Source organism: Nocardiopsis salina YIM 90010 (assembly GCF_000341025.1).
Taxonomy (GTDB): Bacteria; Actinomycetota; Actinomycetes; order Streptosporangiales; family Streptosporangiaceae; genus Nocardiopsis; species Nocardiopsis salina.
In genome coordinates this window covers 13173-37723 of record NZ_ANBF01000133.1, presented here as the reverse complement: position 1 = coordinate 37723, position 24551 = coordinate 13173, and the positions used below count along the sequence as shown (strand labels likewise).

The 24551-nt window shown below is 70.4% G+C and carries 21 protein-coding genes, 2 pseudogenes and 1 riboswitch; of the genes and pseudogenes, 7 read left to right on the top strand and 16 right to left on the bottom strand.

Annotation, left to right across the window (positions count from 1 at the left end):
* Nucleotides 1-132: 132 nt before the first annotated feature.
* The 13 genes and pseudogenes from metK to pyrR form a co-directional block, all read right to left on the bottom strand.
* Entirely contained in the window at nt 133-1326 is a 1194-nt protein-coding gene (gene metK / locus D474_RS0115085) for a methionine adenosyltransferase (protein WP_017614386.1), read from the bottom strand.
* Nucleotides 1327-1568: 242 nt separating this feature from the next.
* Nucleotides 1569-2762, bottom strand: coding sequence for a bifunctional phosphopantothenoylcysteine decarboxylase/phosphopantothenate--cysteine ligase CoaBC (gene coaBC / locus D474_RS0115080; protein ID WP_017614385.1), 1194 nt, complete (start codon nt 2760-2762; stop codon nt 1569-1571).
* Between the two features lie 120 nt (nt 2763-2882).
* Nucleotides 2883-3149, bottom strand: a complete 267-nt coding sequence (gene rpoZ, locus D474_RS0115075; RefSeq protein ID WP_017614384.1) for a DNA-directed RNA polymerase subunit omega — start codon at nt 3147-3149, stop codon at nt 2883-2885.
* Nucleotides 3150-3258: 109 nt separating this feature from the next.
* A complete protein-coding gene (gmk, locus tag D474_RS0115070; protein WP_017614383.1) occupies nt 3259-3849 on the bottom strand; it encodes a guanylate kinase in 591 nt (196 codons plus the stop codon).
* 198 nt (nt 3850-4047) lie between these two features.
* Nucleotides 4048-4371, bottom strand: a complete 324-nt coding sequence (gene mihF / locus D474_RS0115065) for an integration host factor, actinobacterial type (protein ID WP_017576782.1) — start codon at nt 4369-4371, stop codon at nt 4048-4050.
* A 368-nt stretch (nt 4372-4739) separates the two neighbouring features.
* Nucleotides 4740-5447 (bottom strand): orotidine-5'-phosphate decarboxylase, encoded by a 708-nt coding sequence (gene pyrF, locus D474_RS0115060; protein WP_017614382.1) that lies wholly within the window; start codon nt 5445-5447, stop codon nt 4740-4742.
* 220 nt (nt 5448-5667) lie between these two features.
* The gene (locus D474_RS0115055; protein WP_026118507.1) at nt 5668-6609 is read right to left on the bottom strand and encodes a dihydroorotate dehydrogenase; all 942 of its coding nucleotides are present in this window, start codon (nt 6607-6609) and stop codon (nt 5668-5670) included.
* 30 nt (nt 6610-6639) lie between these two features.
* A pseudogene (locus tag D474_RS28845) lies at nt 6640-7502 on the bottom strand (dihydroorotate dehydrogenase electron transfer subunit).
* Between the two features lie 271 nt (nt 7503-7773).
* Nucleotides 7774-11088, bottom strand: coding sequence for a carbamoyl-phosphate synthase large subunit (gene carB / locus D474_RS0115045; protein WP_017614380.1), 3315 nt, complete (start codon nt 11086-11088; stop codon nt 7774-7776).
* Nucleotides 11089-11109: 21 nt separating this feature from the next.
* Nucleotides 11110-12265, bottom strand: a pseudogene (gene carA / locus D474_RS28840) (glutamine-hydrolyzing carbamoyl-phosphate synthase small subunit).
* A 53-nt stretch (nt 12266-12318) separates the two neighbouring features.
* Nucleotides 12319-13620: a dihydroorotase gene (locus D474_RS0115035; protein ID WP_017614379.1), complete on the bottom strand. Its 1302-nt coding sequence runs from the start codon at nt 13618-13620 to the stop codon at nt 12319-12321.
* Nucleotides 13621-13709: 89 nt separating this feature from the next.
* Complete coding sequence (locus D474_RS0115030; protein WP_017614378.1) at nt 13710-14618, bottom strand: aspartate carbamoyltransferase catalytic subunit; 909 nt, start codon at nt 14616-14618, stop codon at nt 13710-13712.
* The gene (pyrR, locus tag D474_RS0115025) at nt 14618-15265 is read right to left on the bottom strand and encodes a bifunctional pyr operon transcriptional regulator/uracil phosphoribosyltransferase PyrR (RefSeq protein WP_026118506.1); all 648 of its coding nucleotides are present in this window, start codon (nt 15263-15265) and stop codon (nt 14618-14620) included. Before pyrR ends, D474_RS0115030 begins: the two co-directional genes overlap by 1 nt.
* Nucleotides 15266-15763: 498 nt before the next feature.
* Between pyrR and bldD the strand changes: the two genes are divergently transcribed.
* The gene (gene bldD, locus D474_RS0115020; RefSeq protein ID WP_017576791.1) at nt 15764-16258 is read left to right on the top strand and encodes a transcriptional regulator BldD; all 495 of its coding nucleotides are present in this window, start codon (nt 15764-15766) and stop codon (nt 16256-16258) included.
* Nucleotides 16259-16663: 405 nt separating this feature from the next.
* Nucleotides 16664-17278, top strand: a complete 615-nt coding sequence (locus tag D474_RS0115015) for a GNAT family N-acetyltransferase (RefSeq protein ID WP_017614376.1) — start codon at nt 16664-16666, stop codon at nt 17276-17278.
* Here D474_RS0115015 and metF read toward each other — a convergent pair.
* Entirely contained in the window at nt 17211-18053 is an 843-nt protein-coding gene (metF, locus tag D474_RS0115010; protein WP_239647085.1) for a methylenetetrahydrofolate reductase [NAD(P)H], read from the bottom strand. The two genes, D474_RS0115015 and metF, sit on opposite strands and share 68 nt — an antisense overlap.
* Nucleotides 18054-18288: 235 nt before the next feature.
* On the opposite strand from metF, the gene D474_RS0115005 reads away from it, so the two are divergent.
* The 3 genes from D474_RS0115005 (at nt 18289) to D474_RS0114995 (ending at nt 21720) form a co-directional block, all read left to right on the top strand.
* Nucleotides 18289-19371, top strand: a complete 1083-nt coding sequence (locus tag D474_RS0115005) for a polyprenyl synthetase family protein (RefSeq protein WP_017614374.1) — start codon at nt 18289-18291, stop codon at nt 19369-19371.
* Nucleotides 19372-19497: 126 nt separating this feature from the next.
* Complete coding sequence (locus D474_RS0115000) at nt 19498-20772, top strand: DUF418 domain-containing protein (protein WP_017614373.1); 1275 nt, start codon at nt 19498-19500, stop codon at nt 20770-20772.
* A gap of 54 nt (nt 20773-20826) precedes the next feature.
* Nucleotides 20827-21720 (top strand): SDR family oxidoreductase, encoded by an 894-nt coding sequence (locus tag D474_RS0114995; protein WP_017614372.1) that lies wholly within the window; start codon nt 20827-20829, stop codon nt 21718-21720.
* 36 nt (nt 21721-21756) lie between these two features.
* Here D474_RS0114995 and thiE read toward each other — a convergent pair whose 3' ends face one another.
* A complete protein-coding gene (thiE, locus tag D474_RS0114990) occupies nt 21757-22422 on the bottom strand; it encodes a thiamine phosphate synthase (RefSeq protein WP_017614371.1) in 666 nt (221 codons plus the stop codon).
* A gap of 96 nt (nt 22423-22518) precedes the next feature.
* On the bottom strand, nt 22519-22872 hold the full coding sequence (locus D474_RS0114985; RefSeq protein WP_026118505.1) for an Rv2175c family DNA-binding protein: 354 nt from the start codon (nt 22870-22872) through the stop codon (nt 22519-22521).
* 214 nt (nt 22873-23086) lie between these two features.
* A riboswitch (TPP riboswitch) is annotated at nt 23087-23175 on the top strand.
* Nucleotides 23176-23189: 14 nt separating this feature from the next.
* Here D474_RS0114985 and thiO point away from each other — a divergent pair.
* Both thiO and thiS read left to right on the top strand, forming a co-directional pair.
* The gene (gene thiO, locus D474_RS0114980; RefSeq protein ID WP_040703665.1) at nt 23190-24338 is read left to right on the top strand and encodes a glycine oxidase ThiO; all 1149 of its coding nucleotides are present in this window, start codon (nt 23190-23192) and stop codon (nt 24336-24338) included.
* Nucleotides 24335-24550: a sulfur carrier protein ThiS gene (gene thiS, locus D474_RS0114975; RefSeq protein ID WP_017614368.1), complete on the top strand. Its 216-nt coding sequence runs from the start codon at nt 24335-24337 to the stop codon at nt 24548-24550. Before thiO ends, thiS begins: the two co-directional genes overlap by 4 nt.
* The last annotated feature ends 1 nt before the right edge of the window (nt 24551 follow it).

Genomic DNA, 24551 nt, shown 5'->3' with positions numbered 1-24551 from the left:
GCATACCTCATAACACGTAGTAGCACTCATTCCGTGGTGCCGTGCGGCTCCCGTCCCAGAACACACTCCCCCACACGAACGGGGCGGACGGCTCCGCCGAGCCGTCCGCCCCGCCGGCGGTGACACTCCGGACTAGGCGCCCACGAAGGACCGCAGGGCCTCGGCACGGTCCGTGCGCTCCCAGGTGAACTCCGGGAGCTCACGGCCGAAGTGGCCGTAGGCGGCGGTCTTCGAGTAGATCGGACGCAGAAGGTCGAGATCGCGCACGATCGCGGCCGGACGCAGGTCGAAGACCTCCTTGACGGCCTTCTCGATCAGCTCCGGGGCGACCTTCTCCGTGCCGAACGTCTCGATGAACACACCGACCGGGTGGGCCTTGCCGATGGCGTAGGCGACCTGGACCTCGGCCCGGTCGGCGAGCTCGGCGGCGACGATGTTCTTGGCGACCCAGCGCGTGGCGTAGGCGGCCGAACGGTCGACCTTCGACGGGTCCTTGCCCGAGAAGGCGCCACCGCCGTGGCGGGCGTAACCGCCGTAGGTGTCGACGATGATCTTGCGACCGGTCAGGCCGGCGTCACCCATGGGGCCGCCGATCTCGAAGCGGCCGGTCGGGTTGACCAGGAGACGGTAGTCGTCGGACTCCAGCCCGAAGGCGGACACGATCGGCTGGATGACGTGCTCGCGCAGGTCGGGCGCAAGCATCTCGTCGAGGTTGATGTCCGCGGCGTGCTGGCTGGAGACGACCACCGTGTCGAGGCGGACCGGGGTGTTGCCCTCGTACTCGACGGTGACCTGGGTCTTGCCGTCGGGACGCAGGTACGGAACGGTGCCGTTGCGACGGACCTCGGACAGGCGCTCGGACAGGGAGTGCGCGAGCTTGATCGGCAGCGGCATCAGCTCCGGGGTGTCCCGGTTGGCGTAACCGAACATCAGGCCCTGGTCGCCGGCGCCCTGGCGGTCGAGCTTGTCCTCTTCGCGCTCGACGCGGGCCTCGTAGGCGGTGTCGACGCCCTGGGCGATGTCGGCGGACTGCGCGTCGATCGAGACGTTGACCCCGCAGGAGTCGCCGTCGAAACCCTTGGCGGAGGAGTCGTAGCCGATCTGGAGGATCTTCTCGCGCACGATGGCGGGGATGTCGACGTAGGTCTGCGTGGTGACCTCACCCGCGATGTGGACCTGACCGGTGGTGATCAGCGTCTCGACAGCGACCCGGCTGGCGGGGTCTGTCGCGAGCATCTCGTCGAGGATCGCGTCACTGATCTGGTCGGCCATCTTGTCGGGATGGCCTTCGGTGACCGACTCGGAGGTGAAAAGGCGGCGGGACACGTTACGTGGCTCCTTGCAGCGGCTGCTGGCTGACATGGACGATGCGCCGAACGGTATCCGGGGATCCCGCCTGAGCGGGAAATACCGACCGTCGCGGTTGGTTGTCGTCGGTCCACTGTATAGGGACCGTCGGCGGGCGAACCCTGCGGCCCACCCCGACGGGCAGACCGCGGACGCCCTTGTGAAGTGTGGCGTACCGAGCGGTACGAAATCCAGTCCTCTGGCGGAGTCTCTTCGCGAATCTACCCGTACAGCCGTTCGAGAACCAGGTCCCATACCTGGTCAGCGAGGTCTTCCTTGGGTCCACGCGGAACTTCGGTCGTCGATCCGTCGATACCGAGGACCACGGCCTGGTTGTCGTCGGTCCCGAACGCACGCCCGCGGCCGACCTGGTTGACCACGAGCAGGTCACACCCCTTGCGCTCCAGTTTGGCGCGGCCGTGGGCGACCACGTCGTCGGTCTCGGCCGCGAAACCCACGACTGTCTGCGCCGGAGCGCGTTCGGCACGCGTTCGCACCAGATCCGCGAGGATGTCGGGGTTCTCGGTGAGTTCGATCGGATCGGGTTCACCGCCGGACTTCTTGATCTTTGAACCCACTCTGCTGCTGGGCCGGAAGTCGGCGACGGCAGCGGCCATGACCACCGCATCCGCTCCCACGCGGTGCTCCTTCACGGCCTCGGCGAGCTCGGCAGCAGACGTGACAGGAATGACATCCACCCCCGCCGGATCGGGAAGTGAGACGTTGGCCGAGATCAGGGTCACATCGGCGCCGCGGGCGGCGGCGGTGCGGGCGAGTGCGTAGCCCTGCTTGCCGGAGGAGTGGTTTCCGATGAACCGGACGGGATCGATGGCCTCGCGGGTTCCGCCTGCGGAGATCACGATCCGGCGTCCGGCCAGGTCATCGGCGCCCCCGCTGCGACGCAGGGCAAGGCGCGCGGTTTCGTGGAGCTCGACGGGATCGGGCAGGCGTCCTCGCCCGCTGTCGGAGCCGGTCAGGCGCCCCTCGGCCGGGTCGAGCACGACGGCTCCGCGGGAGCGCAGGGTCTCGACATTGGCCCGGGTCGCAGGATGCTCCCACATCTCGGTGTGCATCGCCGGGGCGAACACGACCGGACAGCGGGCGGTCAACAGGGTGTTGGTCAGCAGGTCGTCGGCGAGGCCGGCGGCGGCCTTGGCGAGGATGTTGGCGGTGGCGGGGGCCACGAACACCAGGTCGGCCGATTGTCCGATGCGTACGTGGGGAACCTCGTGCACGCGGTCCCACACGCCGGTCTCGACCGGCTGCCCGGACAGGGCGGCCCACGTGGGCTCGCCGACGAAGCGCAGGGCCTCGTCGGTGGGGACGACCCGCACCCGGTGGCCCGACTCGGTCAACCGCCGCAGCAGCTCGCACACCTTGTAGGCGGCGATGCCGCCCCCGACGCCGAGGACCACCTGGGGAATGTGTCTGTCACTCACGGAAGGAGTTCTACCAGGCGCGACGGCCGCCCCCGACCCCGGGGGCGGCACGGCGCGCCGGTGGAGGGCCTCCGGCGGTCACCCGCCGGGGACGCCTCAGTTGCCTTCGTAGGGCTCGGCGGTCAGCAGCCCGGAGCGGACCTCGCGCAGAGCGATGGAGAGGGACTTCTCCTGGACCTGCGTCTCGACCAGCGGGCCGACGTACTCCAGCAGGCCCTCGCCGAGCTGAGCGTAGTAGGCGTTGATCTGGCGGGCCCGCTTGGAGGCCATGGTCACCAGGCTGTACTTGCTGTCGACGCACTCCAGCAGGTCGTCGATCGGCGGGTTGGTGATGCCTTCGGCGACGGGCTCGGTACCAGCCACTTCGAATACCCCCAGGGACGGTCTCCGGCTCGTCGAAAGCCGCGAGGTGGATGAATTGGATCGGGCCGCGCTCCGGGGCGCTGCGCAGGTCGTGTTGGTTCCCGCGCTATCACACCTTGGGCGCAGCCATCAACGCTAGCAGCTCGCCGCACACATCCTGTACCGACGTGTTGACGAGGGTGGTGTCGAACTCCTTCTCGGCGGCGAGCTCGACCTTGGCGGTCTCCAGGCGGCGCTGGATGACCTCCTCGGCCTCGGTGCCGCGGCCCGTGAGGCGGCGAACCAGCTCGTCCCAGGAGGGCGGGGCGAGGAAGACGTGCAGGGCCTCGGGCATGGTCTCACGGACCTGACGGGCACCCTGGAGCTCGATCTCGAGCAGCACGGGGAGTCCTGCGGTCAGCCGGGCCTGGACGGGCGCGCGGGGAGTTCCGTAGCGGTTGCCGGCGAACTGGGCCCACTCCAGGAGCTGGTCACCCGCGATGAGTTCGTCGAACTCCTCGTCGCTGACGAAATGGTACTGGACCCCGTCCTCCTCACCCGGCCGGGGTGCGCGAGTGGTGACCGAGACCGACAGCCACACGTCGGGGTGCTCGCGGCGCAGGGCCGCAACGACGGTGCTCTTGCCCACTCCGGAGGGGCCGGACAGGACGATCAGACGCTTCTCGGCCTGCTGGGACTGGGCTCCGGGCTCAGCTGACATCTGTGTTCGGGCTTCCATTCGCTGTGCGCCGACGTGAAGGGCCGCGGGGCCGTCCGGGATCGGCCGCCGCCCCGTGCGGCGTGTGTGCGGGACGTGCCGCGTACGTCGCGGGAAGCTCCAGTTATACCACCGGAAACGAACGCGCCCGTCCGCGTCTGTGGGGAGACGCGAACGGGCGGTCAGCGGTGTTCGGGGGTTCTACTTGGTGAGGTCGCCGAACTCCTCTTCCAGCGCGGCGCGCTGGTTGGTGCCCAGGCCGCGCACACGGCGCGACTCAGCGATGTTGAGGCGCTCCATGATCTGCTTGGCACGGACCTTGCCGACACCGGGAAGGGACTCGAGCAGTGCCGAGACCTTCATCTTGCCGATGACGTCGTCCTTGAGGCCTTCGGAGAGCACCTCGGACAGCGAGACGCCGCCGTTCTTCAGCTTGTTCTTGACCTCTGCGCGCTCTTTTCTGGCCTTGGCGGCCTTCTCGAGAGCCGCATGCCGCTGCTCGGGTGTGAGGGGAGGAAGGGCCACGCCGGGTCACCTCGGATTTCTACTCGTGTGTAGAGGGCGGACGCCTGCGCAAGTTAGTAGGTCTGACCCCCGTTAGGCAACGTAAAGTGCCCTTTCAGGGCCTATTTCATCGAACTAACTACGCACAGTCATCAAGTAGCTGCCCTCGGGGACCAAATCCAGGACTTTGGTCCTGATTGAAAGTAGCGGAGAACGTGTCACCTGGAACGGTCACAGAGCGGTGACCCGGGTCACTCAGGGCTGCCGGAATCGGATTTTGGACGCACGCAATAACGGCCATCGTTAAGCCACAACTGTGAGCACGGGGGCGCCTACTCAAGTCCGGCTACCGGACCCGACGAATCCACCGCCGGGCCCGGCAGCGGACCCTAGACACGGACACCGGCACGCCGGACCGCCGCCGCGATGGATGCGGCCGCCGAGCCGGGATCCGATGCCCGGGTGATGGGCCGTCCGATGACCAGAAGATCCGCGCCCGCTGCGACGGCCTCCTCGGGTGTGGCAACCCGCGACTGATCACCCCGGTCCGCCCCTGCCGGGCGCACGCCCGGTGTGATGAGGGTGATGTCGGGGCCCACCTCCGAGCGGACCATGGCCACCTCCTGGGGCGAGCACACCAGCGCGCGGGCGCCCGCCTCCACCGAGAGCACCGCAAGGCGGCGTACCGCGTCGCGGGCCGGCCCGAGCAGCCCCACCTGCTCCAGATCGGCCTCGTCCATCGACGTCAGAACCGTCACACCAGCGATATCGGTGTCCGGTGCCGCCTCGACCGCGGCCCTGACCATGTCGGAGCCGCCACTGGCGTGCACGGTCAGGTAGGAGGGCTTGAGACCGGCGACGCTGCGCGCGGCCCCCGCCACGGTCGCGGGGATGTCGTGCAGCTTCAGGTCGAGGAAGACCCCGACCTTGTTGGCGCCTCGTACCGCGCTGACGATCTCGGGACCGTAGCGCAAGTACAGTTCCAGCCCCACCTTGACCGTGCTCACGTGCGGTGCCACCGCAGAGGCCCAGGTGGCCGCCGTCTCGATCTCCTTGGCGTCGATCGCGACGGCGATGGGCGCTGAGGACACGGTCATGTCGGATTCTCCAATCGTGTGCCACCGGCCCCGTGGCCGGTGCGGCACCGGACGGGCCCACACGAAGGCCCGAAACGGCGCACGGTCACTGTCATGTGCACACCACCGAGGGGTGCACTTCCCATGGCGGACGGCTTCATGCCGGCGACCCGGGACCGGTTCGGACACGTTCCGCACGGCGCGGGGGAGCTCTTCCCGGCACCTTCCGGCCGACTGCGGATCAGCCGCGCGGTCCGGTCCGGTGAGCCGCGCCGACCAGGTCGGCGGCGCGTGCGAAACCCCGTTCCTCGAGCGCCTCGGTGAACTCGCGCAGGACCCGCGCACCCGCGGAGGGGTCGGAGAAGTTCACGGTTCCCACCCCCACGGCACTGGCCCCTGCGGCCATGAACTCCAGGACGTCCTCCCCGGTCCGCACGCCGCCCATACCGATGATGGGAACCTCGGGCAGGGCCTCGTGCACGCGGTGGACGCAGCCCACCGCGATGGGGCGTACAGCTGGCCCGGACAACCCGCCCAGCCCTCCGGCCACGGCCGGGCGCAGGGTCCGGGTGTCCACGACCATGCCGCGCAGGGTGTTGATCATCGAGAGCCCGTCGGCCCCGGCCTCGGAGCAGGCGGTCGCCGATTCCACGATGTCGGGGACGTCGCCGGCGAGTTTGGCCAGCACCGGCAGCTGCGCTCCGGCCCTCGATCGGACCGTCCCCACGACCTCCCCGGCGCGGGCCGGATCGTCGGCGAACGTGCGGCCCGCGGCGCTCTCCGGGTCGGGGCACGACAGGTTGACCTCGATCGCGCCGATCCCCTCCGCCTCGGACAGGCGATGCGCGAGCTCACCGAACTCGGCCACCCCGGCCCCGGCCAACGACACGATCGCGCGGCCCCCGCGGGAGAGCAACCACGGCAGATCGCGCTGCAGCAGCACGTCCAGCCCCGGGCCCTGCATCCCCGTGGTGGAGAGCATGCCGCTGGGTGTCTCGGCCATGCGCGGCGCCGGTCTGCCCGCGTGCGGTTCCAGCATCACCGACTTGGTCGTCACCGCCCCGAGTGAGGCGATGTCGAAGAACTGGGCGAGCTCGCGGCCCGCTCCGGCGCATCCGGCAGCGGTCACCACGGGGTTGGGCAGCTCGAGGCCGCCCACCCTGGTCCTGAGGGTTACGTTCACGGTCCTACCCGTCGGGTCGTGCTGTGGAGATCAGGCGATGTCGCGGTCCTGCTCGACACCGCGTCCGGCGGCGCCCTTCCACCCGGGTGCGCCCAGGGCGTCGAAGGGGATGGAACCGACGTCGTCGAAGCGCACCTGCTCGCCCCGGAAGACGGGGCCGTCCACGCACGAGCGCACCATGCGGGTGATGCCGTCCCCGCCCACGACCGGGATCACGCAGGTCATGCAGATGCCGGTACCACAGGCCATGGTCTCCTCGACCGACACCTGCGCGGGCAACCCGTACCGGTCGGCCACAGCGGTGACCGCGTGCAGCATCGGCATGGGGCCGCAGGCGTAGACAGCGTCCGAGNGGCGCGCCGGCGGCTGCCGAAGGAACCGTCGTCGGTGGTGAAGGTCGCAGTCTCGGCCAGGCGCCGCGCGGCGATGGCGTTGAGCACACCATCGGCGGAAGCGGCCCCGATCACGAAGTCGACCCGGCAGCCGCGCCGACGCAGCGACTGGGCCAGCGGGAACAGCGGGGCCGCACCGGAGCCCCCGCCCACCAGAACGCAGTTGACCGGGTCGCGGGGCAGCGGGAAGGGGCGGCCGAGGGGGCCGACGACGTCCAGCAGGTCACGCGCGCGCCGTTCGGCCAGCCAGGCCGTCCCGGTGCCCTCGACCGAGAAAAGGAACTCCACGGTGCCGCCGTAGTCGGCCTTGACGTCGTGCACGGCGAAGGGGCGGCGCAGCAGGGTGCTGGAATGGTCCCCGCCCACCCCTACGGAGACGAACTGGCCCGCACGGAACCGTTCGGCGACCCCCGGGGCGACCACGGTGATACCGATGTAGGCATCGACCCTGCGCACGTTCAGCACGGGGCATCTGATCTGCACCGGTCCGTTGTCGCTCATGGTCGGGTCGGGGCCTCTCCTGTGGGTGTGCGGGTGCGCGGGCGCGGCCACGCGCTGTGGGCTCCGGGGCCTGCGCGTAGCGCTCCGGCGGCCCCTCACAGCGTAGAGGCTCACCGGACGCACCGACGCGATTCGGCGGTACGGGTACCCGCGCCCGGAAGGGAGCACAGTCCGCCGGACACAGGTCGGGCGGCCCCGACGCCGCGGGGCCGCCCGGATCCCGGTCCAGGTCCTGCTGTGCGGGGTCCCTGGGAAGCCCGCCGTCAGGTGCTCAGTCCTGCAGGGCCCCGCGTCCGGCGTTGAGCGTGGTCGCGTGCTCCTGGAGGGAGTGCACGCCCACGTCGCCGCGCACACGGGCCTCGATGGCCTGCACGGCCGCGGCCAGGCCCTGAGCCGTGGTCACGCTGGGCACGTTGCGCACGACAGCGGCGGTGCGGATCTCGTACCCGTCCAGGCGGGGCCCGGCCTGCCCGGCGCTGCCGAACGGGGTGTTGACGATCAGGTCGACACCGCCGTCGTGGATGAGCTGCACGATCGTGCGCTCCCCCTCGGGCCCTGGACCGGCGCTGTGCTTGCGCACGACCGTGGCGTGCACGCCGTTGCGGCGCAGCACGACCGCGGTGCCCTCGGTGGCCATGATCTCGAAGCCGAGGTCGGCCAGGCGCTTGACCGGGAAGATCATGGAGCGCTTGTCCCGGTTGGCCACGGAGACGAAGACCTTGCCCTGGGTGGGCAGGGAGCTGTTCACCGCGAGCTGGGACTTGGCGTAGGCGGCACCGAACTCCAGGTCCAGGCCCATGACCTCGCCGGTGGAACGCATCTCCGGGCCGAGGATGGTGTCGACGCCCTCGCCCTGCTTGTCGATGAACCGGTTGAAGGGCAGCACCGCCTCCTTCACCGACACCGGGGCGTCCACTGGCAGGTCGCCGCCGTCTCCGGTGGCCGGGAGCATGCCCTCCTCGCGCAGGTCGGCGACGGTGGCGCCGGCCATGATGCGCGCGGCCGCCTTCGCCAGCGGCACGGCGGTGGCCTTGGACACGAACGGCACGGTCCGGGAGGCGCGCGGGTTGGCCTCGAGCACGTAGAGCACGCCCGAGGAGAGCGCGTACTGCACGTTGATGAGGCCGCGCACACCGGTCCCGCGGGCGATGGCCTCCGTGGAGTTGCGGATGCGCTCGATGTCCTCACTGCCCAGGGTGACCGAGGGCAGTGAGCAGGCGGAGTCGCCGGAGTGGATGCCGGCCTCCTCGATGTGCTCCATGACTCCGCCGAGGTAGAGGTCGCGCCCGTCGTAGAGGGCGTCGACGTCGATCTCGATGGCGTCGTCGAGGAACCGGTCGATCAGGACCGGGTGCTCGGGGCTCACCTCGGCGTTGCGCTCGATGTAGTCGGCGAGCATGGCCTCGCTGTAGACGATCTCCATACCGCGGCCGCCCAGAACGTAGGACGGGCGGACCATGACCGGGTAGCCGATCTCGTCGGCGGCGGCCTTGGCCTGTTCGAAGGAGTGTCCGGTGCCGTACTTGGGTGCGGGCAGGCCGGCGCCGGCCAGGACCTTGCCGAACTCCCCGCGGTCCTCGGCCAGGTCGATGGCCTCGGGGCTGGTGCCGATGATGGGCACCCCTGCCTGCTTGAGCTCACGGGCGAGGCCGAGCGGGGTCTGGCCGCCCAGCTGGACGATCACACCGGTGACCGGACCCGCGGCCTGCTCCGCGCGCACGACCTCCAGGACGTCCTCCAGCGTGAGGGGCTCGAAGTAGAGCCGGTCGCTGGTGTCGTAGTCGGTGGAGACCGTCTCGGGGTTGCAGTTGACCATGACGGTCTCGTAGCCGGCCTCCGACAGGGCGAAGGAGGCGTGCACACAGGAGTAGTCGAACTCCACGCCCTGGCCGATGCGGTTGGGCCCCGAGCCCAGGATGATGATCTTGGGCTTGCCCCCGGCCGGGACCTCGGTCTCCTCGTCGTAGCTGGAGTAGAGGTAGGGGGTCTGGGCGGCGAACTCGGCGGCGCAGGTGTCCACTGTGAGGTAGACGGGGTGCAGGCCCAGGGCGTGGCGCAGCTCGCGCACGACGTCCTCGCTCTTGCCCGTGATCTCTCCGATCTGCAGGTCGGAGAAGCCGAGCTCCTTGGCCTCGCGCAGCAGGGCCACGTCGATCTTGGCCGCCTTGCCCAGGACCCGGGCGGTCTCCTCCAGGAGCAGCATCTGGTCGAGGAACCACGGGTCGATGCGGGTGGCCTCGTGCAGCTCCTCCACCGTGGCGCCGGCCCGCAGGGCCTGCTGGACCTGGCGCAGGCGGAACTCGGTGGGGACCTTGGCCCTCTCCACCAGCTCGTCCTTGTCGCCGGGCTCACCCTCCCAGGTCAGCCCGACACCGTTCTTCTCCAGGGAACGCATGGCCTTCTGGAGGGCCTCGGGGAAGGAGCGGCCGATCGCCATGGCCTCACCGACCGACTTCATGGTCGTGGTGAGCTGAGGGTCTGCGCCGGGGAACTTCTCGAAGGCGAAGCGGGGCGCCTTGACGACCACGTAGTCGAGCGTGGGCTCGAAGCTGGCCGGGGTCTCCTGGGTGATGTCGTTGGGGATCTCGTCCAGGGTGTAACCCACGGCGAGTTTGGCGGCGATCTTGGCGATCGGGAAACCCGTGGCCTTGGAGGCCAGCGCGGAGGAGCGCGAGACCCTGGGGTTCATCTCGATGACGATGATGCGCCCGGTGGTGGGGTGCACCGCGAACTGGATGTTACAGCCGCCGGTGTCGACACCGACCTCGCGGATGACGGCGATACCGATGTCGCGCAGTTCCTGGTACTCGCGGTCGGTGAGGGTCATCGCGGGGGCGACGGTGATGGAGTCGCCGGTGTGCACGCCCATGGGGTCGAGGTTCTCGATGGAGCACACGACGACGACGTTGTCGTTGCCGTCGCGCATCAGCTCGAGCTCGTACTCCTTCCAGCCGAGGATGGACTCCTCCAGGAGCACCTCGGTGGTGGGCGAGAGCGCCAGGCCCTGGCCGGCGATGCGGCGGAGTTCGGCCTCGTCGTGCGCGAAGCCCGACCCGGCGCCGCCCATGGTGAAGGAGGGGCGCACCACGACCGGGTAGTTCAGCTCCTCGGCCGCGTCCAGGCACTCCTGGAGGCTGTGGCAGATGCGCGAGAGGGCGGACTGGCCGCCGACACTCTCGACGATGCCCTTGAAGCTCTCGCGGTCCTCACCGGACTGGATGGCCTCGATGTTGGCGCCGATCAGCTCGACGCCGTACTTGTCGAGGATCCCCGACTCGTGCAGGTCGACGGCGGCGTTGAGGGCTGTCTGGCCGCCGAGGGTGGGCAGGAGCGCGTCGGGGCGCTCCTTGGCGATGATCTTCTCGATCATCTCGGAGGTGATCGGCTCGACATAGGTGGCGTCGGCGATCTCCGGGTCGGTCATGATCGTGGCCGGGTTGGAGTTGACCAGCACGACTCGCAGGCCCTCGGACTTGAGGACGCGGCAGGCCTGGGTGCCCGAGTAGTCGAACTCGGCAGCCTGCCCGATCACGATCGGACCGGACCCGATCACGAGGACGGATGAAAGGTCACTACGGCGCGGCATGCTCTTGATTCCTCTTGATCGCTACTTGGCAGCCGGAGCAGGCTGGGCGGACATCAGGTCGACGAACTCGTCGAAGAGTTCGGCCGCGTCGTGGGGGCCCGCGGCGGCCTCCGGGTGGAACTGGACGCTGAACACTGGGCGGTCCAGCAGCCGCAGGCCCTCGACGACCTGGTCGTTGAGGCCGATGTGGCTGGCCCCCGTGGCTGACCTCGGTCCGGCCGTAGTCGGTGTCGAAGGGCTCGTCGAGCGGGGCGTCGACCGCGAACCCGTGGTTCTGGCTGGTGATGGCGACGCGGTCGCTGCGGGTGTCGCGCACCGGCTGGTTGACGCCGCGGTGGCCGAAGGGGAGCTTGTAGGTGCCCAGGCCCAGGGCCCGGCCCAGGATCTGGTTGCCGAAGCAGATGCCGAAGAGCGGCTTGCCGGCGTCGAGGACCCCCCGCATGGCGGAGACGGGGCCGTCGGCGGTGGCGGGGTCGCCGGGGCCGTTGCTGAAGAAGACACCGTCCGGGTCCAGAGCGAGGATGTCCTCCGCGGTGGCGTCGGAGGACAGCACGGTGACCCTGCAGCCGCGCTCGGCCAGGCGCTGGGGCGTCATGGCCTTGATTCCGAGGTCGACGGCCGCGACGTGGAAGCGTGCCTCCACGCCCTCGGGCGGCAGGACCTCGTAGGCGTCGTCGGTGCTGACCTCGGCCGCCAGGTCGGAGCCGGCCATGGTGGGCTGTTCCAGGATGCGGGCGAGCAGATTCTGCGGATCGGTCTCCACGCTGCTGACGGCCGCGCGCATGGCACCCCGATCGCGCAGGTGGCGGGTGAGCGCGCGGGTGCCCTTCAGAGCGATGCCGACCACGCCCTGGCGGCGCAGCTCCTCGTCCAGGGTGCGCTCGGCACGCCAGTTGGAGGGGATGCGGGCGGGCTCGCGGACGACGTACCCGGCGACCCAGATGCGGCCGGACTCGGGGTCGTCGTCGTTGACGCCGGTGTTGCCGATGTGCGGGGCGGTCATCGCCACGATCTGGCGGTGGTAGGAGGGGTCGGTGAGGGTCTCCTGGTAACCGGTCATGCCGGTGTTGAAGACGGCCTCGCCGAAGGTCTCGCCGGTGGCTCCGAACGATCGGCCGTGGAAGACCCTGCCGTCCTCGAGTACCAGGATCGCGGGTCCGCCCGTTTCCTCGGACACGTCTGCCCCCTCCTGCGTGCCGGGGACGCCCCGGCTGTTCTGTGTGGTGGTGTTCATGCGTTCTTGCCTTCCAGGACGGTGGGGACCCCGCGCAGGAACGTGGCCCGGACCTGCCCGGGCAGGGTCATACCCCGGAAGGGGGTGTTGCTGCTCTTGGTGACCATGGCCGTGCCGTCGACGTCGACGGGCGCGGCGGGGTCGTAGAGCACGACGTTGGCCGGCCCGCTCTCGCTCAGGCCACGGCCGTGACCGTCCAGCCGGCCGATTCGGGCGGGGGCGGCCGACATCCGGTCGGCGACCTGCTCCCAGGTCAGGAGCCCGGTGTCGACCATGGTGCGCTGCACGACCGCCAACGCGGTCTCCAGACCGACCATTCCCATGGCGGCGTTGGACCACTCGGTCTCCTTGGCCTCCACGGGGTGGGGGGCGTGGTCGGTGGCGACGACGTCGATGGTGCCGTCGGCCAGGCCTTCGCGCAGGGCGAGGACGTCCTCCTCGGTGCGCAGCGGCGGGTTGACCTTGTAGATCGGATCGTAGCCCTCCACGAGCTCGTCGGTGAGGAGCAGGTGGTGGGGGGTGACCTCGGCGGTGACGTCGCAGCCGCGTTCCTTGGCCCAGCGGATGATGTCGACCGAGCCCTTGGTGGACACGTGGCACACGTGCAGGCGCGAGCCGACGTGCTGGGCGAGCAGGCAGTCCCGGGCGATGATCGCTTCCTCGGCGACCGCGGGCCAGCCGGGCAGGCCGAGGCGGTCGGAAACGCAGCCCTCGTTCATCTGGGCGCCCTCGGTGAGGCGGGGTTCCTGGGCGTGCTGGGCGACAACGCCGTCGAAGGCCTTGGCGTACTCGAGGGCGCGGCGCATGAGCAGCGCGTCCGAGACGCACTTGCCGTCGTCGGAGAAGACACGGACCTGGGCGGCGGAGTCGGCCATGGCGCCGATCTCGGAGAGCTGCGCCCCGGCCAGGCCGACGGTGACGGCACCGACGGGGCGCACGTCGCACAGGCCGATCTCCCGGCCCAGATGCCAGACCTGCTCGACGACGCCGGCGGTGTCGGCGACGGGGTGGGTGTTGGCCATGGCGTGCACGGCGGTGAAGCCGCCCATGGCGGCCGAGCGGGAGCCGGTCTCGACCGTCTCGGCGTCCTCGCGTCCGGGCTCGCGCAGGTGTGTGTGCAGGTCGACCAGGCCGGGCAGGGCGATCAGCCCCTCGGCGTCGACGACCTGGACACCTTCGGGGACCTCCAGATCGTTCCCGATCTGCGCGACCGTGCCGTCTCGCAGGAGCAGGTCGACCGGGTCGCCACCGAGCGGGCGTGCCCCGCGGATGAGGTAGGGGCCGTGGTTGTCGGGCATCGCGGTGTGCGGCTTTCTGTTCGGGTGGAGCAAGGCTGTGGGTGCCGTGTGGCACCGGCGCGCCCCGGAGGTCGGGGCGCGCGAGGGCGTCAGGAGCCGCCGAGGAGCAGGTAGAGCACGGCCATGCGCAGGCTCACGCCGTTGGCGACCTGCTCGGTGACGGTGCACCGGGGCGAGTCGGCGACCTCCGCGGAGATCTCCACGCCGCGGACCATCGGGCCGGGGTGCATGACGATCGCGTGCTCGGGCATGCGGCCGAGACGTTCTCCGTCGAGGCCGTAGTGGCGGCTGTACTCGCGCACGGAGGGGAAGAAGGACTCGTTCATGCGCTCGCCCTGGACCCGCAGCATCATGACGACGTCGCTCTTGGGCAGAACGGCGTCCAGATCGTAGGAGACCTCGCACGGCCAGGTGCCCACCGAGACGGGCAGGAGGGTCGGCGGGGCCACGAGGGTGACCTCGGCCCCGAGAGTGGTCAACAGCAGCACATTGGATCGTGCGACCCGACTGTGCAGGACGTCGCCGACCACTGCCACGCGAAGGCCCGCGAGGGTGCCCAGGCGGTTCCTCATGGTGAAGGCGTCGAGCAGAGCCTGCGTGGGGTGCTCGTGGGTGCCGTCGCCGGCGTTGAGGACCGAACCGTCGACCCAGTGGGAGAGGCGGTGTGCGGCCCCGGAGGCGCTGTGTCGGATGACGACACCGTCTGCGCCCATGGCCTGCAGCGTCAACGCGGTGTCCTTGAGGCTCTCGCCCTTGGAAACGCTGGAGCCCTTTGCGGAGAAGTTGATGACGTCGGCGGAGAGGCGCTTGGCCGCCAGCTCGAAGGAGGTGCGGGTGCGGGTGGAGTCCTCGTAGAAGAGGTTGACCACGGTGCGCCCCCGCAGGGTCGGGAGCTTCTTGACCGAACGGTCGCCGACCTGGGCGAGTTCCGTGGCGGTGTCCAGGATCAGGGTGGCCTGGTCCCGGTCGAGGTCGCCGGTGGAGAGCAGGTGCCGCATCAGCTGTCCACCTCCTGGTCCGCGGATCCGGCCGAGCCGGCGCGGGAACGGGAGGGACCGAGCAGGACGGCGTCCTGGTCGTCGGTCTCGCTCAGGCGTACGTCGACGGTCTCGCGCAGGGAGGTGGGCAGGTTCTTACCCACGTAGTCGGCGCGGATGGGGAGCTCGCGGTGGCCGCGGTCGACGAGGACGGCGAGCTGGACCGCGCGGGGGCGGCCGAGGTCTCCGAGGGCGTCGAGGGCAGCGCGTACGGTCCGGCCGGAGAAGAGCACGTCGTCGACGAGCACGACCACGCGGTCGTCGAGCCCGCCGTCGGGGATCTCGGTGCGGCCGAGCGCGCGTGCGGGCGCGAGACGCAGGTCGTCGCGGTACATGGTGATGTCGAGGGAACCGGTGGGGACGGAGAGGTCCTCCACACGTTCGATGCGCCGGGCCAGGCGCTGTGCGAGCGGGACACCGCGCGAGGGGATTCCGAGGAGGGTGACCTCATGGCCGCCCTTGGTGCGTTCGAGCACCTCGTGGGCGACCCGGGTCAGTGCCCGGTTGATCTCGGGACCGTCGAGGACGGCACGGGTGCCTTCGGGCACCTTCGCCTGTGCGCCCGAGGTTCCCCCAGATTCACTGGCGGTGGGTTTTTGCGCACGCAAAGTAATGACCCCCTTCCCTGCTTCACTGAACAGGACGTTAAAGGATGTCGATCGAGCCCACGCTACCAGCGGGCCCACCCGGCCTCTCCTGGGAGCCCGCCCTCGCGACCGCCTTGGGGTGACTTCAATCACACCGAAAATCCCTGTTTCGTTGCCTATGGCGACAGACGGACGACACTCCGGATTCATCTCCGCGAGAACCTGGAGGCCGAAACCCCCGTGAACACGGGCTTCCGGGCCATTACCACCACCCAGAACGCCCCGATCTCGGGTGACATGAGAGGAGTTTCACCTACGCGCGGTTTGGACACTGATTAGTCGCATTTCACACCAACGGCTTGACCTGGGCGCCAGACCCCCTTACCGTCACTGTCTGTAATCACTACCGGGTGGGGTTGCACCCCGTGACCATCCGCTGGACCGCCCAGGCGGCCCGCCGAGTACGAGCGGATCTCCCCCACCACGCCAGCCACCGTCACGGCCGGGAGCGACAAGAAGATGCCATCCGAATACGCGAAGTCCCTCGGCGCGCGACTGCGTGCCATCCGCACCCAGCAGGGCCTGTCCCTGCACGGCGTCGAGGAGAAGTCCCACGGGCGCTGGAAGGCCGTCGTGGTGGGTTCCTACGAGCGCGGGGACCGCGCCGTCACCGTCCAGAAGCTGGCGGAGCTCGCCGACTTCTACGGCGTTCCGATGTCGGAGCTGCTGCCGGGCGGCGCCGCACCCACCCCGCTGGGTCCGACGCCCAAGCTGGTGATCGACCTGGAGCGCATGCAGCAGCTGCCGCAGGAGAAGGCCGGGCCGCTCTCGCGCTACGTCGCCACCATCCAGAGCCAGCGCGGCGACTACAACGGCCGTGTACTGAGCATCCGCCAGGAGGACCTGCGTTCACTCGCGGTCATCTACGACAAGTCGCCCTCGGACCTGACCGAGGAGCTCATCAACTGGGGTGTCCTGGACCCCGAGGCGCGCCGGGCGGTCGACGCCTTCTAGGTGCATCCGCGCCGGCGCTCGAGAGCCGGCCCCTCCCCCCGAGGAAGCCGGCTCTCGTCGTGTTCGGGCCCCGTCCCACGGTGGGCGGGGTCCGTTCGTGCGCCGGGGGTCCTGCGCCGGGGCGAACCCGGGCAGAAGGGAGCAGGAGAAACAGGACGGTGCGGCCGGACGTGGGGCTTCCCCTCCCCAACCCGGCCGCACCGCTGCCCGCCAGGATACCCGGCGGACCTACGATCGAACGTGAGTTCGAACAGGATCAGTTAACCTCAGGCCCGCGCAGAGCGTCAAGCGCTTCGCGGCGATTCTGTGGACGGTGGTGGGGCGGCCCGCTGGTCCGACCAGGGCGGGAGCGCGGGCATCGGGCGAAGGCCCCATGAGGAGGGCGCCGAGGAATAGGGTTGGGCCGTGGACGCCGACACCGAACTGCGTGAACTGGCGCCGGACCCCTTCACGCACGCGGTCCCCGCACTCATCCGGATCTATGAGGCAGCCATGGCTCCTCCCGCCGAACAGCTCCCCGGGCGGGCGGCGGTGATGAACGCACACGCCGAACACCCCGGTTTCCGTTCGGTCGTGGCCGTACGCGGCGGCGATGCCGTCGGGTTCGCCTACGCGTTCCGCGGGCGGTCCGGCCAGTGGTGGCACGACGTCGTCGAGGCGGAGCTGCGCAGCCGGGGGAACGAACGGCAGGCCCGTCGCTACCTTGCCTCCGCTCTGGAGATCGCCGAGGTGCACGTCCACCCGGACGCGCAGAACGGCGGGTTGGGGCGGCGCATGCTGCACACCCTGTGCGAGGGGCGGCCGGAACGGACCGCGTTGCTGTCCACCAGGACCGGTCCGACCCCGGCCCGCCACCTCTACGATTCCTGCGGTTTCTCCGCGCTCTTGGAGGACTTCACCTTCCCGGGCAGCCCGGACCACCCGTTCGACATCCTCGCGGCGCGGCTACCGCTCAGGGGACCCGGGTCCCGGCGATCTCCCGGTAGATCTCCCTGGTGGCCGTGGACTGGTTCGAGGTGATGAAGTGGATGCCGGGGGCACCCTCGGCGAGCAGCTTCTCGCACATCTTCTGGGCGTGCTCGATCCCGAACTGGCGCACCGCCTCGGCGTCGTCGCCGAAGCTCTCGAACTTCTGGGCGAGGTCACGGGGGAACGGGGCGCCCGAGAGCTTCTCAGAGCGCGGGATGAAGGACGTGCGCACCACCGGGAAGACTTCGGGGATGATCGGGATGTCGCAGCCCTTGGCCACCACGCGGTCGCGCATGCGCAGGTACTCCTCGGGGTCGAAGAACATCTGCGTGATGGCGTAGTCGGCACCGGCCCGGCACTTGCGGATGAAGTGCTCGGTGTCGGTCTCAACGTCGGGCGAGCGCGGGTGCTTGTAGGGGAAGGCGGCCACACCCACGCAGAAGTCGCCGCTCTCCTTGATCAGTCGGACGAGCTGTTCGGAATAGGTCAACCCCTCGGGGTGGGCGATCCACTCACCGTCGGGGTCGCCGGGCGGGTCACCGCGCACGGCCAGGATGTTGGACACCCCCGCGTCCGAGAAGCGCCCGATGAGGTGGCGCAGCTCGGCGACGGAGTGGTCGACCAGGGTCATGTGCGCCACCGGGAGCAGGGTCGTGTCCGTGGCGATGCGTTCGGTCGTCTCGACCGTCTTTCCGCGCGTACTACCCCCTGCTCCGTACGTGACGGAGACGAAGGAGGGGTTGAGGGCCTCCAGTTCGCGGATGGCCCGCCAGAGGCGCTCCTGTGCCTTGTCGGTACGCGGCGGGAAGAACTCGAAGGAGAACATCGGCTCTCCGGAATCGAGCATCTCGCTGATGTGCCGGGGGCTGGTGGCTCGGGGAGCCACGGGATGTGTCAATGCGGGCTGCATGGGCTCCACCATAGTTGAGCCGACCCCGCTGCCCTGGACCGCGGGCCCGGAACATGGGACATCTGCGGGTCAGGAGCGGTACACGGAGCACCCTCGACCGCTCCCCGGGGGCCGGGTCCGGCAGCCGCGCGCAGCCGATAATGTGCGGGGTATGGGCCCTTCCTCATCTTCTTCCGCCTCGCCCGTCTCGGTCGTCCGCCCCGACGTCGACCGCGTGCTCACCGCCTTCGGCGCCCGCAACCGCGAACGCCTTCTGCAGATCGGCAGTGAGCTCGCACCGGCCGTCGACGCACTGGAGTCGATGCTCTCAGGGGGCAAGCGCCTGCGGCCGACCTTCGCCTACTGGGGCTGGCGCGGTGCCGGCGGGGACGCCGGGGACTCGCGCATCGTGCAGGCCGCCGCGTCCTTGGAGTACTTGCAGGCGTGTGCGCTGGTGCACGACGACGTCATCGACAAGAGCGACACCCGCCGCGGGCTCCCGGCCACTCACAAGCGCATGGCCAAGCTTCACGCCGACCACGGTTGGGGCGGGGACAGCGAGGGGTTCGGCCAGGGTGCGGCGATCCTCATCGGGGACCTGTGCCTGGTGTGGTCCGACGAGATGTACCAGTCCAGCGGGTTCTCCCCCGAGACCCTGCTGGCCGGACGGGTGCCCTTCGACGCCATGCGCACCGAGGTCATGGCCGGGCAGTACCTGGACACCCTGGAGCAGGTGCGCGGCACCTCCACGCGTGAGGCCGCCCTACGGGTCATGCACTACAAGGCCGCCAAGTACACGGTTGAGCGTCCCCTGCACCTGGGAGCGGCGCTGGCCGGGCGCCTGGAGGAGCTCGGCCCGGTCTACACCGACTACGGCGTGACACTCGGCATCGCCTTCCAGCTGCGCGACGACCTGCTCGGGGTGTTCGGCGACCCGTCCACGACCGGCAAGCCCGCCGGTGACGACCTGCGCGAGGGCAAGCGGACCCTCGTCGTGGCCGAGACCCTGGAACGGGCTGCGTCCACCGAAGCCGACCGGTTCCGTTCACTGCTGGGCGCCCCGGATCTGACCGCCGAATCGGTGGAGTGGATGTGCGGGCTCATCGAGGAGTGCGGTGCGCTGGCCGCCTGCGAGGAGATCGTGTCCGAGTACGCCGACCGTGCCGTGACCGCGCTGGAACACCCCGGGGTCGACGCAGACGCCCGCGGCCCGCTGCGTGAACTGGTCGGGATCGCCACCGCCCGCACCCACTAGGGCTTCTCTTCCCTGAGACCGTGCCCCGTGAGGACCGGGGCCGGACTCAGGGACGTCCCGGTTGTCGCGGCCTCCCCCGAGCAGTTGAATCGTGGTGAGACCTCGCGACAGATCGGATGTGTCCCCATGGGCCGTCAGACCGCAGCGCGCGGACCCGCCGGAATCGGGGAGCGGGCCCTCGCGCCCGACCTTGCCCGCGGGTTCATGCTCCTGTTCATCGTCCTGGCCAACACCGTCTGGTACCTGTGGGCGGTCCCGACCGCCGGCATGGGGACGGCGCACCCGGACGCCGAGGGGGCGCTCGACAGCGCTGCGCAGTTCTTCACGGTGATGGCCGCGGACATGCGCAGCTACCCCATGTTCGCCTTCCTGTTCGGTTACGGGACGGTGCAGCTCATGCGGCGCCAAGAAGCCGCCGGGGCGAGTCCGAGCGAGGCCTCCGCCCTGCTGCGGCGGCGCAATCTGTGGCTCCTGGCCTTCGGTCTCGTGCACGCGTCTCTGCTGTTCGTCGGCGACATCCTGGGGGCCTACGGACTGGCCGGGCTGTTGTTGGGATGGCTGTTCCTGCGCCGGGCCGACCGCACCCTGCGGATCTGGATCTCGGTGCTGCTCGGGTTCATGACCCTCCTGGCGCTGTTCAGCCTGCTCGGAGCCGCCTTCACGCCCGCCGACGAGCTCGCCGACGAGGGATCCACGGTGCAGATCGACGCGCTGATGGGCAGCTTCGCCGAGAGTTCCTACCTGGCGGCGGCCCTGGAACGGACGATCGCGTGGCCGATGGTCGTGGTCGGCCAAGGCCTGCTGTCGATGTCGGCACCGGTGGCGATCCTCCTCGGGTTCCTGGCCGCGCGTTCCCGGATCCTCGAGGAGCCCGGGCACCACCTCGGCCTGCTGCGCGGGGTCGCTGCCGTCGGTCTCACGGTGGGCTGGCTGGGCGGTCTGCCGCTGGCACTGGTGCAGACCGGGGTGTGGGAGATGGGCGAGGCCCGCGCGATGATGCTGATCTTCCCGCACGTGGTCACCGGCCTGTTCTGCGGCGTGGGGTACGTCGCGCTCATCACCCTGGTCGCCCACCGGATCCAGGCTCGGGGAACCGGACCGCTGGCCGGCGCCGTGGCCGCGACCGGTAAGCGCTCCCTGTCAGCCTACCTCGCCCAGTCGTTGGTGTGCGCCCCGGTGCTGGCCGCCTGGGGCCTGGGTCTGGGCGCCCACCTGACCTCGTGGACGATGGCACTCTTCGCCGTCGGCCTCTGGTTGGCCACCGTGGTGGGCTGCGCGGCTCTGGAACGGGCCGGCCTTCGGGGACCGGCCGAGCTGCTGCTGCGGCGCCTCGCCTACCGGGATTCGGGCCGCCCGAGGGCCGCCCCTGGCCGGGCCGCACCCCCGCCCCCGGGCACGTGAAATCGGGGCGTGCCGCTGAGCTCGGCACGCCGGGCCGTGTCCGAGGATGGGTCCATGGGCGACGATCACATGACAAACCGCACCACTGCTGTGACCGGAGCAACGGGCGCGCTGGGCGGACGTGTGGCCGCCCGGATCGCCCGACGCGGGATCCCTCAGCGGTTCATCGTGCGTGACCTCAACCGCGCCCCCGAGCACCCGGGAAGCAGCGCCGCGATGGCCACCTATGAGGACACCGCAGCGTTCGAGCGCGCCTGCCGGGGTGTGGACACGCTGTTCCTGGTGTCGGCGAACGAGTCCGAGGACCGTGTACAGACACACCTGAACGCCGTGGACGCGGCGGTCGCGGCCGGGGTGTCACGCATCGTGTACCTGTCGTTCCTGGGCGCGGGCCCCGCATCGACCTTCACCTTCGCGCGTACCCACTTCTTCACCGAGGCGCACATCCGGTCGACGGGGGTGGCTCACACCTTCCTCAGACCCAGCCTGTACCTGGATCTGCTGCCGCACTGGGTGGACGACGAGGGTGTGGTGTGCGGCCCCGCCGGCGACGGGCGGGTCGCGTGGGTCTCGCGCAACGACGTGGCCGACGTGGCGGTCGAGGTCTTGACCGGCCCGGAGACGTTCCTGCGCACCGAGAACGCCACCCTCGACGTGACCGGGCCCGAGGCCTTGTCGCTGGCCGCGACCGTGGACAAGCTGACGACACTCACCGCCCGCTCGATCAGGTACGTACCCGAGACCTGGGAGGAGGCGCTGGCCTCCCGCCGGGCCACCGGTGCCCCCGAATGGCAGGTGGAGGGGTGGGCCTCCTCCTATGCCGCGATCGCCACCGGCGAGATGGACGAAGTGACGCCGACCGTCCCCAAGCTGACCGGGCACCCCGCCCAGTCGATCGAGGGCTTCCTCCGGCGCCACCCGAGCGCCCTCGCCCACGTGGCCGTCTGAACCACCGTCCCCCGCAGGCCGTCGTCCCCGCCGAGGTCACCCCGCCCGGTCGGTCAGCCGGGAGCGCAGGTACGCGGCGGCGGCTCGCGGGTCCTCGGCCTCGGTGATCGCGCGGACCACGACCACACGGCGGGCGCCGGCGTCCAGGACCTCGTCGAGGTTCCCGGCGTCGATCCCCCCGATGGCGAACCACGGGCGGTCGCTGCCGAACACGGCGGCCTCGCGTACGAGGTCGAGACCGGCGGCCGGGCGACCCGGTTTGGTGGGTGTGGCCCACGTCGGGCCGACACAGAAGTAGTCGGTGCCGGGCTCCTCCGCGGAGGCCGCCGCGGCACCGGCGTCATTGTTCGAACGCCCCACGATCGGGTCGGCCCCGATGACGTCGCGGGCCATCGGCACCGGTAGGTCGCGCTGGCCCAGGTGGAGCACGTCAGCGCGCACGGCGCGGGCGATGTCGGCCCGGTCGTTGACCGCGAGCAGGGCGCCGTGACGCTCGCACGCATCGCGCATGACCTCGAGCGCGGCGATCTCCTGGCGCGCCTCCAGGCCCTTGTCGCGGAGCTGGATGATGTCCACGCCGCCGGCGAGGGCGGCCTCGGTGAACTCGGCCAGGTCGCCGCGCTCAGTGCGGGCGTCGGTGCACAGGTACAGAAGGGATGTGCCCAGCCGCTCGCGCAGGCTGGTTCCGTGGCTGGTCCTCACCCGCCCCACCTTAGACGCTGAACGTCCCGCACCGCAGGACCTGCCGCGCCGCGGCCCCGTGAGCACTCCGGACCGTGGAACGCCCACGGGTGCGCCTCAGAATGCCATGCTCTGGGCCCTGCGGCGCACCTCGGTGCCGCGATTCTCGCGCATGGCCTGGATGGGTGTGCCCGGCAGGGTCTCGTCCGGGGTGAAGAGCCATCGCAGGGCCTCTTCGTGGGAGAAACCGGCGTCACTGAGCAGAACCAGGGTACCGGGCAGGCCCTTGACGAGGTCTTCGCCGTCCAGGAACGCGGCGGGGACCGAGAGCTCGCCGCCGCGGACCAGACCCATCATGCGGTTCTCGCGGATCAGCTGCTTGATGCGGTTCGGGCTGACGCCGAGGGGTTGAGCGGCCTCCTTGAGCGTGAGCCAGTCGCCGACCAGGGTGTCGATGTCGTTGTGTGTCACGGCTCCAATCTGCCACATGCGCAGGGCTCCCGTGCCCGGGTCGCCGCTCACAGCCCCTCGGGGCGGCCCGGGTGCGGGAATGCACGGCCGGAACGTCCGGTTCACGCCCACCCGGCCCGTGATGCCGGGGGGTTCACGGGGCGTTCGAGGACCTGTCCTGTGGGCGCCGCCCGTAATCGGGGGCCGACGAGCAGGCCCTAAACTGGAGGAAGACCGCGGGAGCCGGGTGGTCCCGGCTGAGAGGGCGGAGAGACCGATCCGCCGACCGCACGAACCTGATCCGGATCATGCCGGCGAAGGGAGAGGAACACAGCGCCATGCGCACCAGACATCCCACCACCGACCGCAGGGGCAGCCGTGTCGTCGTGGTCGGCGGCGGCCTGGCCGGGCGGGTCACCGCCTGGCGCGCCGCACAGCGGGGACTCGACGTCACGGTCGTGGAACCCTCCGACGCCCGCTCGGCCTCCAGGGTCGCCGCGGGCATGCTCACGCCCGCCTCCGAGGCGGCCTTCGGCGAGGAACCCCTCATGGAGTTCGCCGTTCACTCGGCGGGGCTCTACACGGACTTCGTCTCCGAGCTCGAGACCGCGAGCGGCGTGGACGTGGGGCACCACACGACGGGCACGCTCATGGTCGCCTTCGACCGCGACGACCTCGCCGTCCTGACCGACCTGCACGACCTCCAGCAGCGCCTGGGGGTACCCACCGAACGCCTCACCAGCCGCTCGTGCCGCAAACTCGAGCCGATGCTGGCCCCGTCGGTGCGCGGCGGGGTACTCGCACCCGAGGACCACTCGGTGGACCCGCGTCGGTTGCTGAACGCCCTGGCCGCGGCCGGCGACCGCGCGGGCGTGAGCGAGGTCGCGGACCGCGCTGTGGAGGTCACCGAGGGCCTGTCCGTGCGTCTGGCCGGCGGCCGGACGCTCGGAGCCGACCAGGTGGTGCTGGCCGCCGGGTGCTGGGGCAACGACATCGCCCTGCCGGAACCGGTGCTTCCCACCCTGCGCCCGGTCAAGGGCCAGCTCCTGCGCACCCGCCTGCCCGAGGGCTCGGAACCGCTGGTGCACCGCACCGTGCGCGGCCTGGTCAAGGGCTCGCCCGTCTACCTGGTCCCGCGCGGGGACGGAGAGATCGTCGTCGGAGCCACCCAGGAGGAACTGGGCCACGACGATTCCCTCACCGTGGGCGGGCTCTGGAAGGTCCTGCGCGATGCCCGGGAGCTCGTTCCAGGTGTGACCGAGCTCGAGGTCACCGAGACCTGCGTGGGCCTGCGCCCCGGCTCCCCCGACAACGAACCCCTGCTCGGACCCACGCGGGTTCCCGGGCTCCACCTGGCCGCCGGGCACTTCCGCCACGGCGTCCTGCTCACCCCGGCCACGGGCGAGGCCATGGCACAGGCCCTGACCGAGGGCACCCTGCCCGCCCCCGCACGCCGGTTCTCTGCCGACCGGGAGGACAACACGTGAAGCTCACTGTCAACAACGAAGAGCGCACCTACGAGACCGGGACCACCGTCGAGTCGGTCGTCCGCGACCTGACCGTCCCCGAAGGCGGCGAGGTTCCCGGCGGTATCGCCGTGGCCGTCAACGACGAGGTGGTCCGACGCCCGGTCTGGGCCGCGACCCCGCTCGGCGCGGGCGACCGCGTGGACGTCCTGACCGCAGTACAGGGGGGCTGAC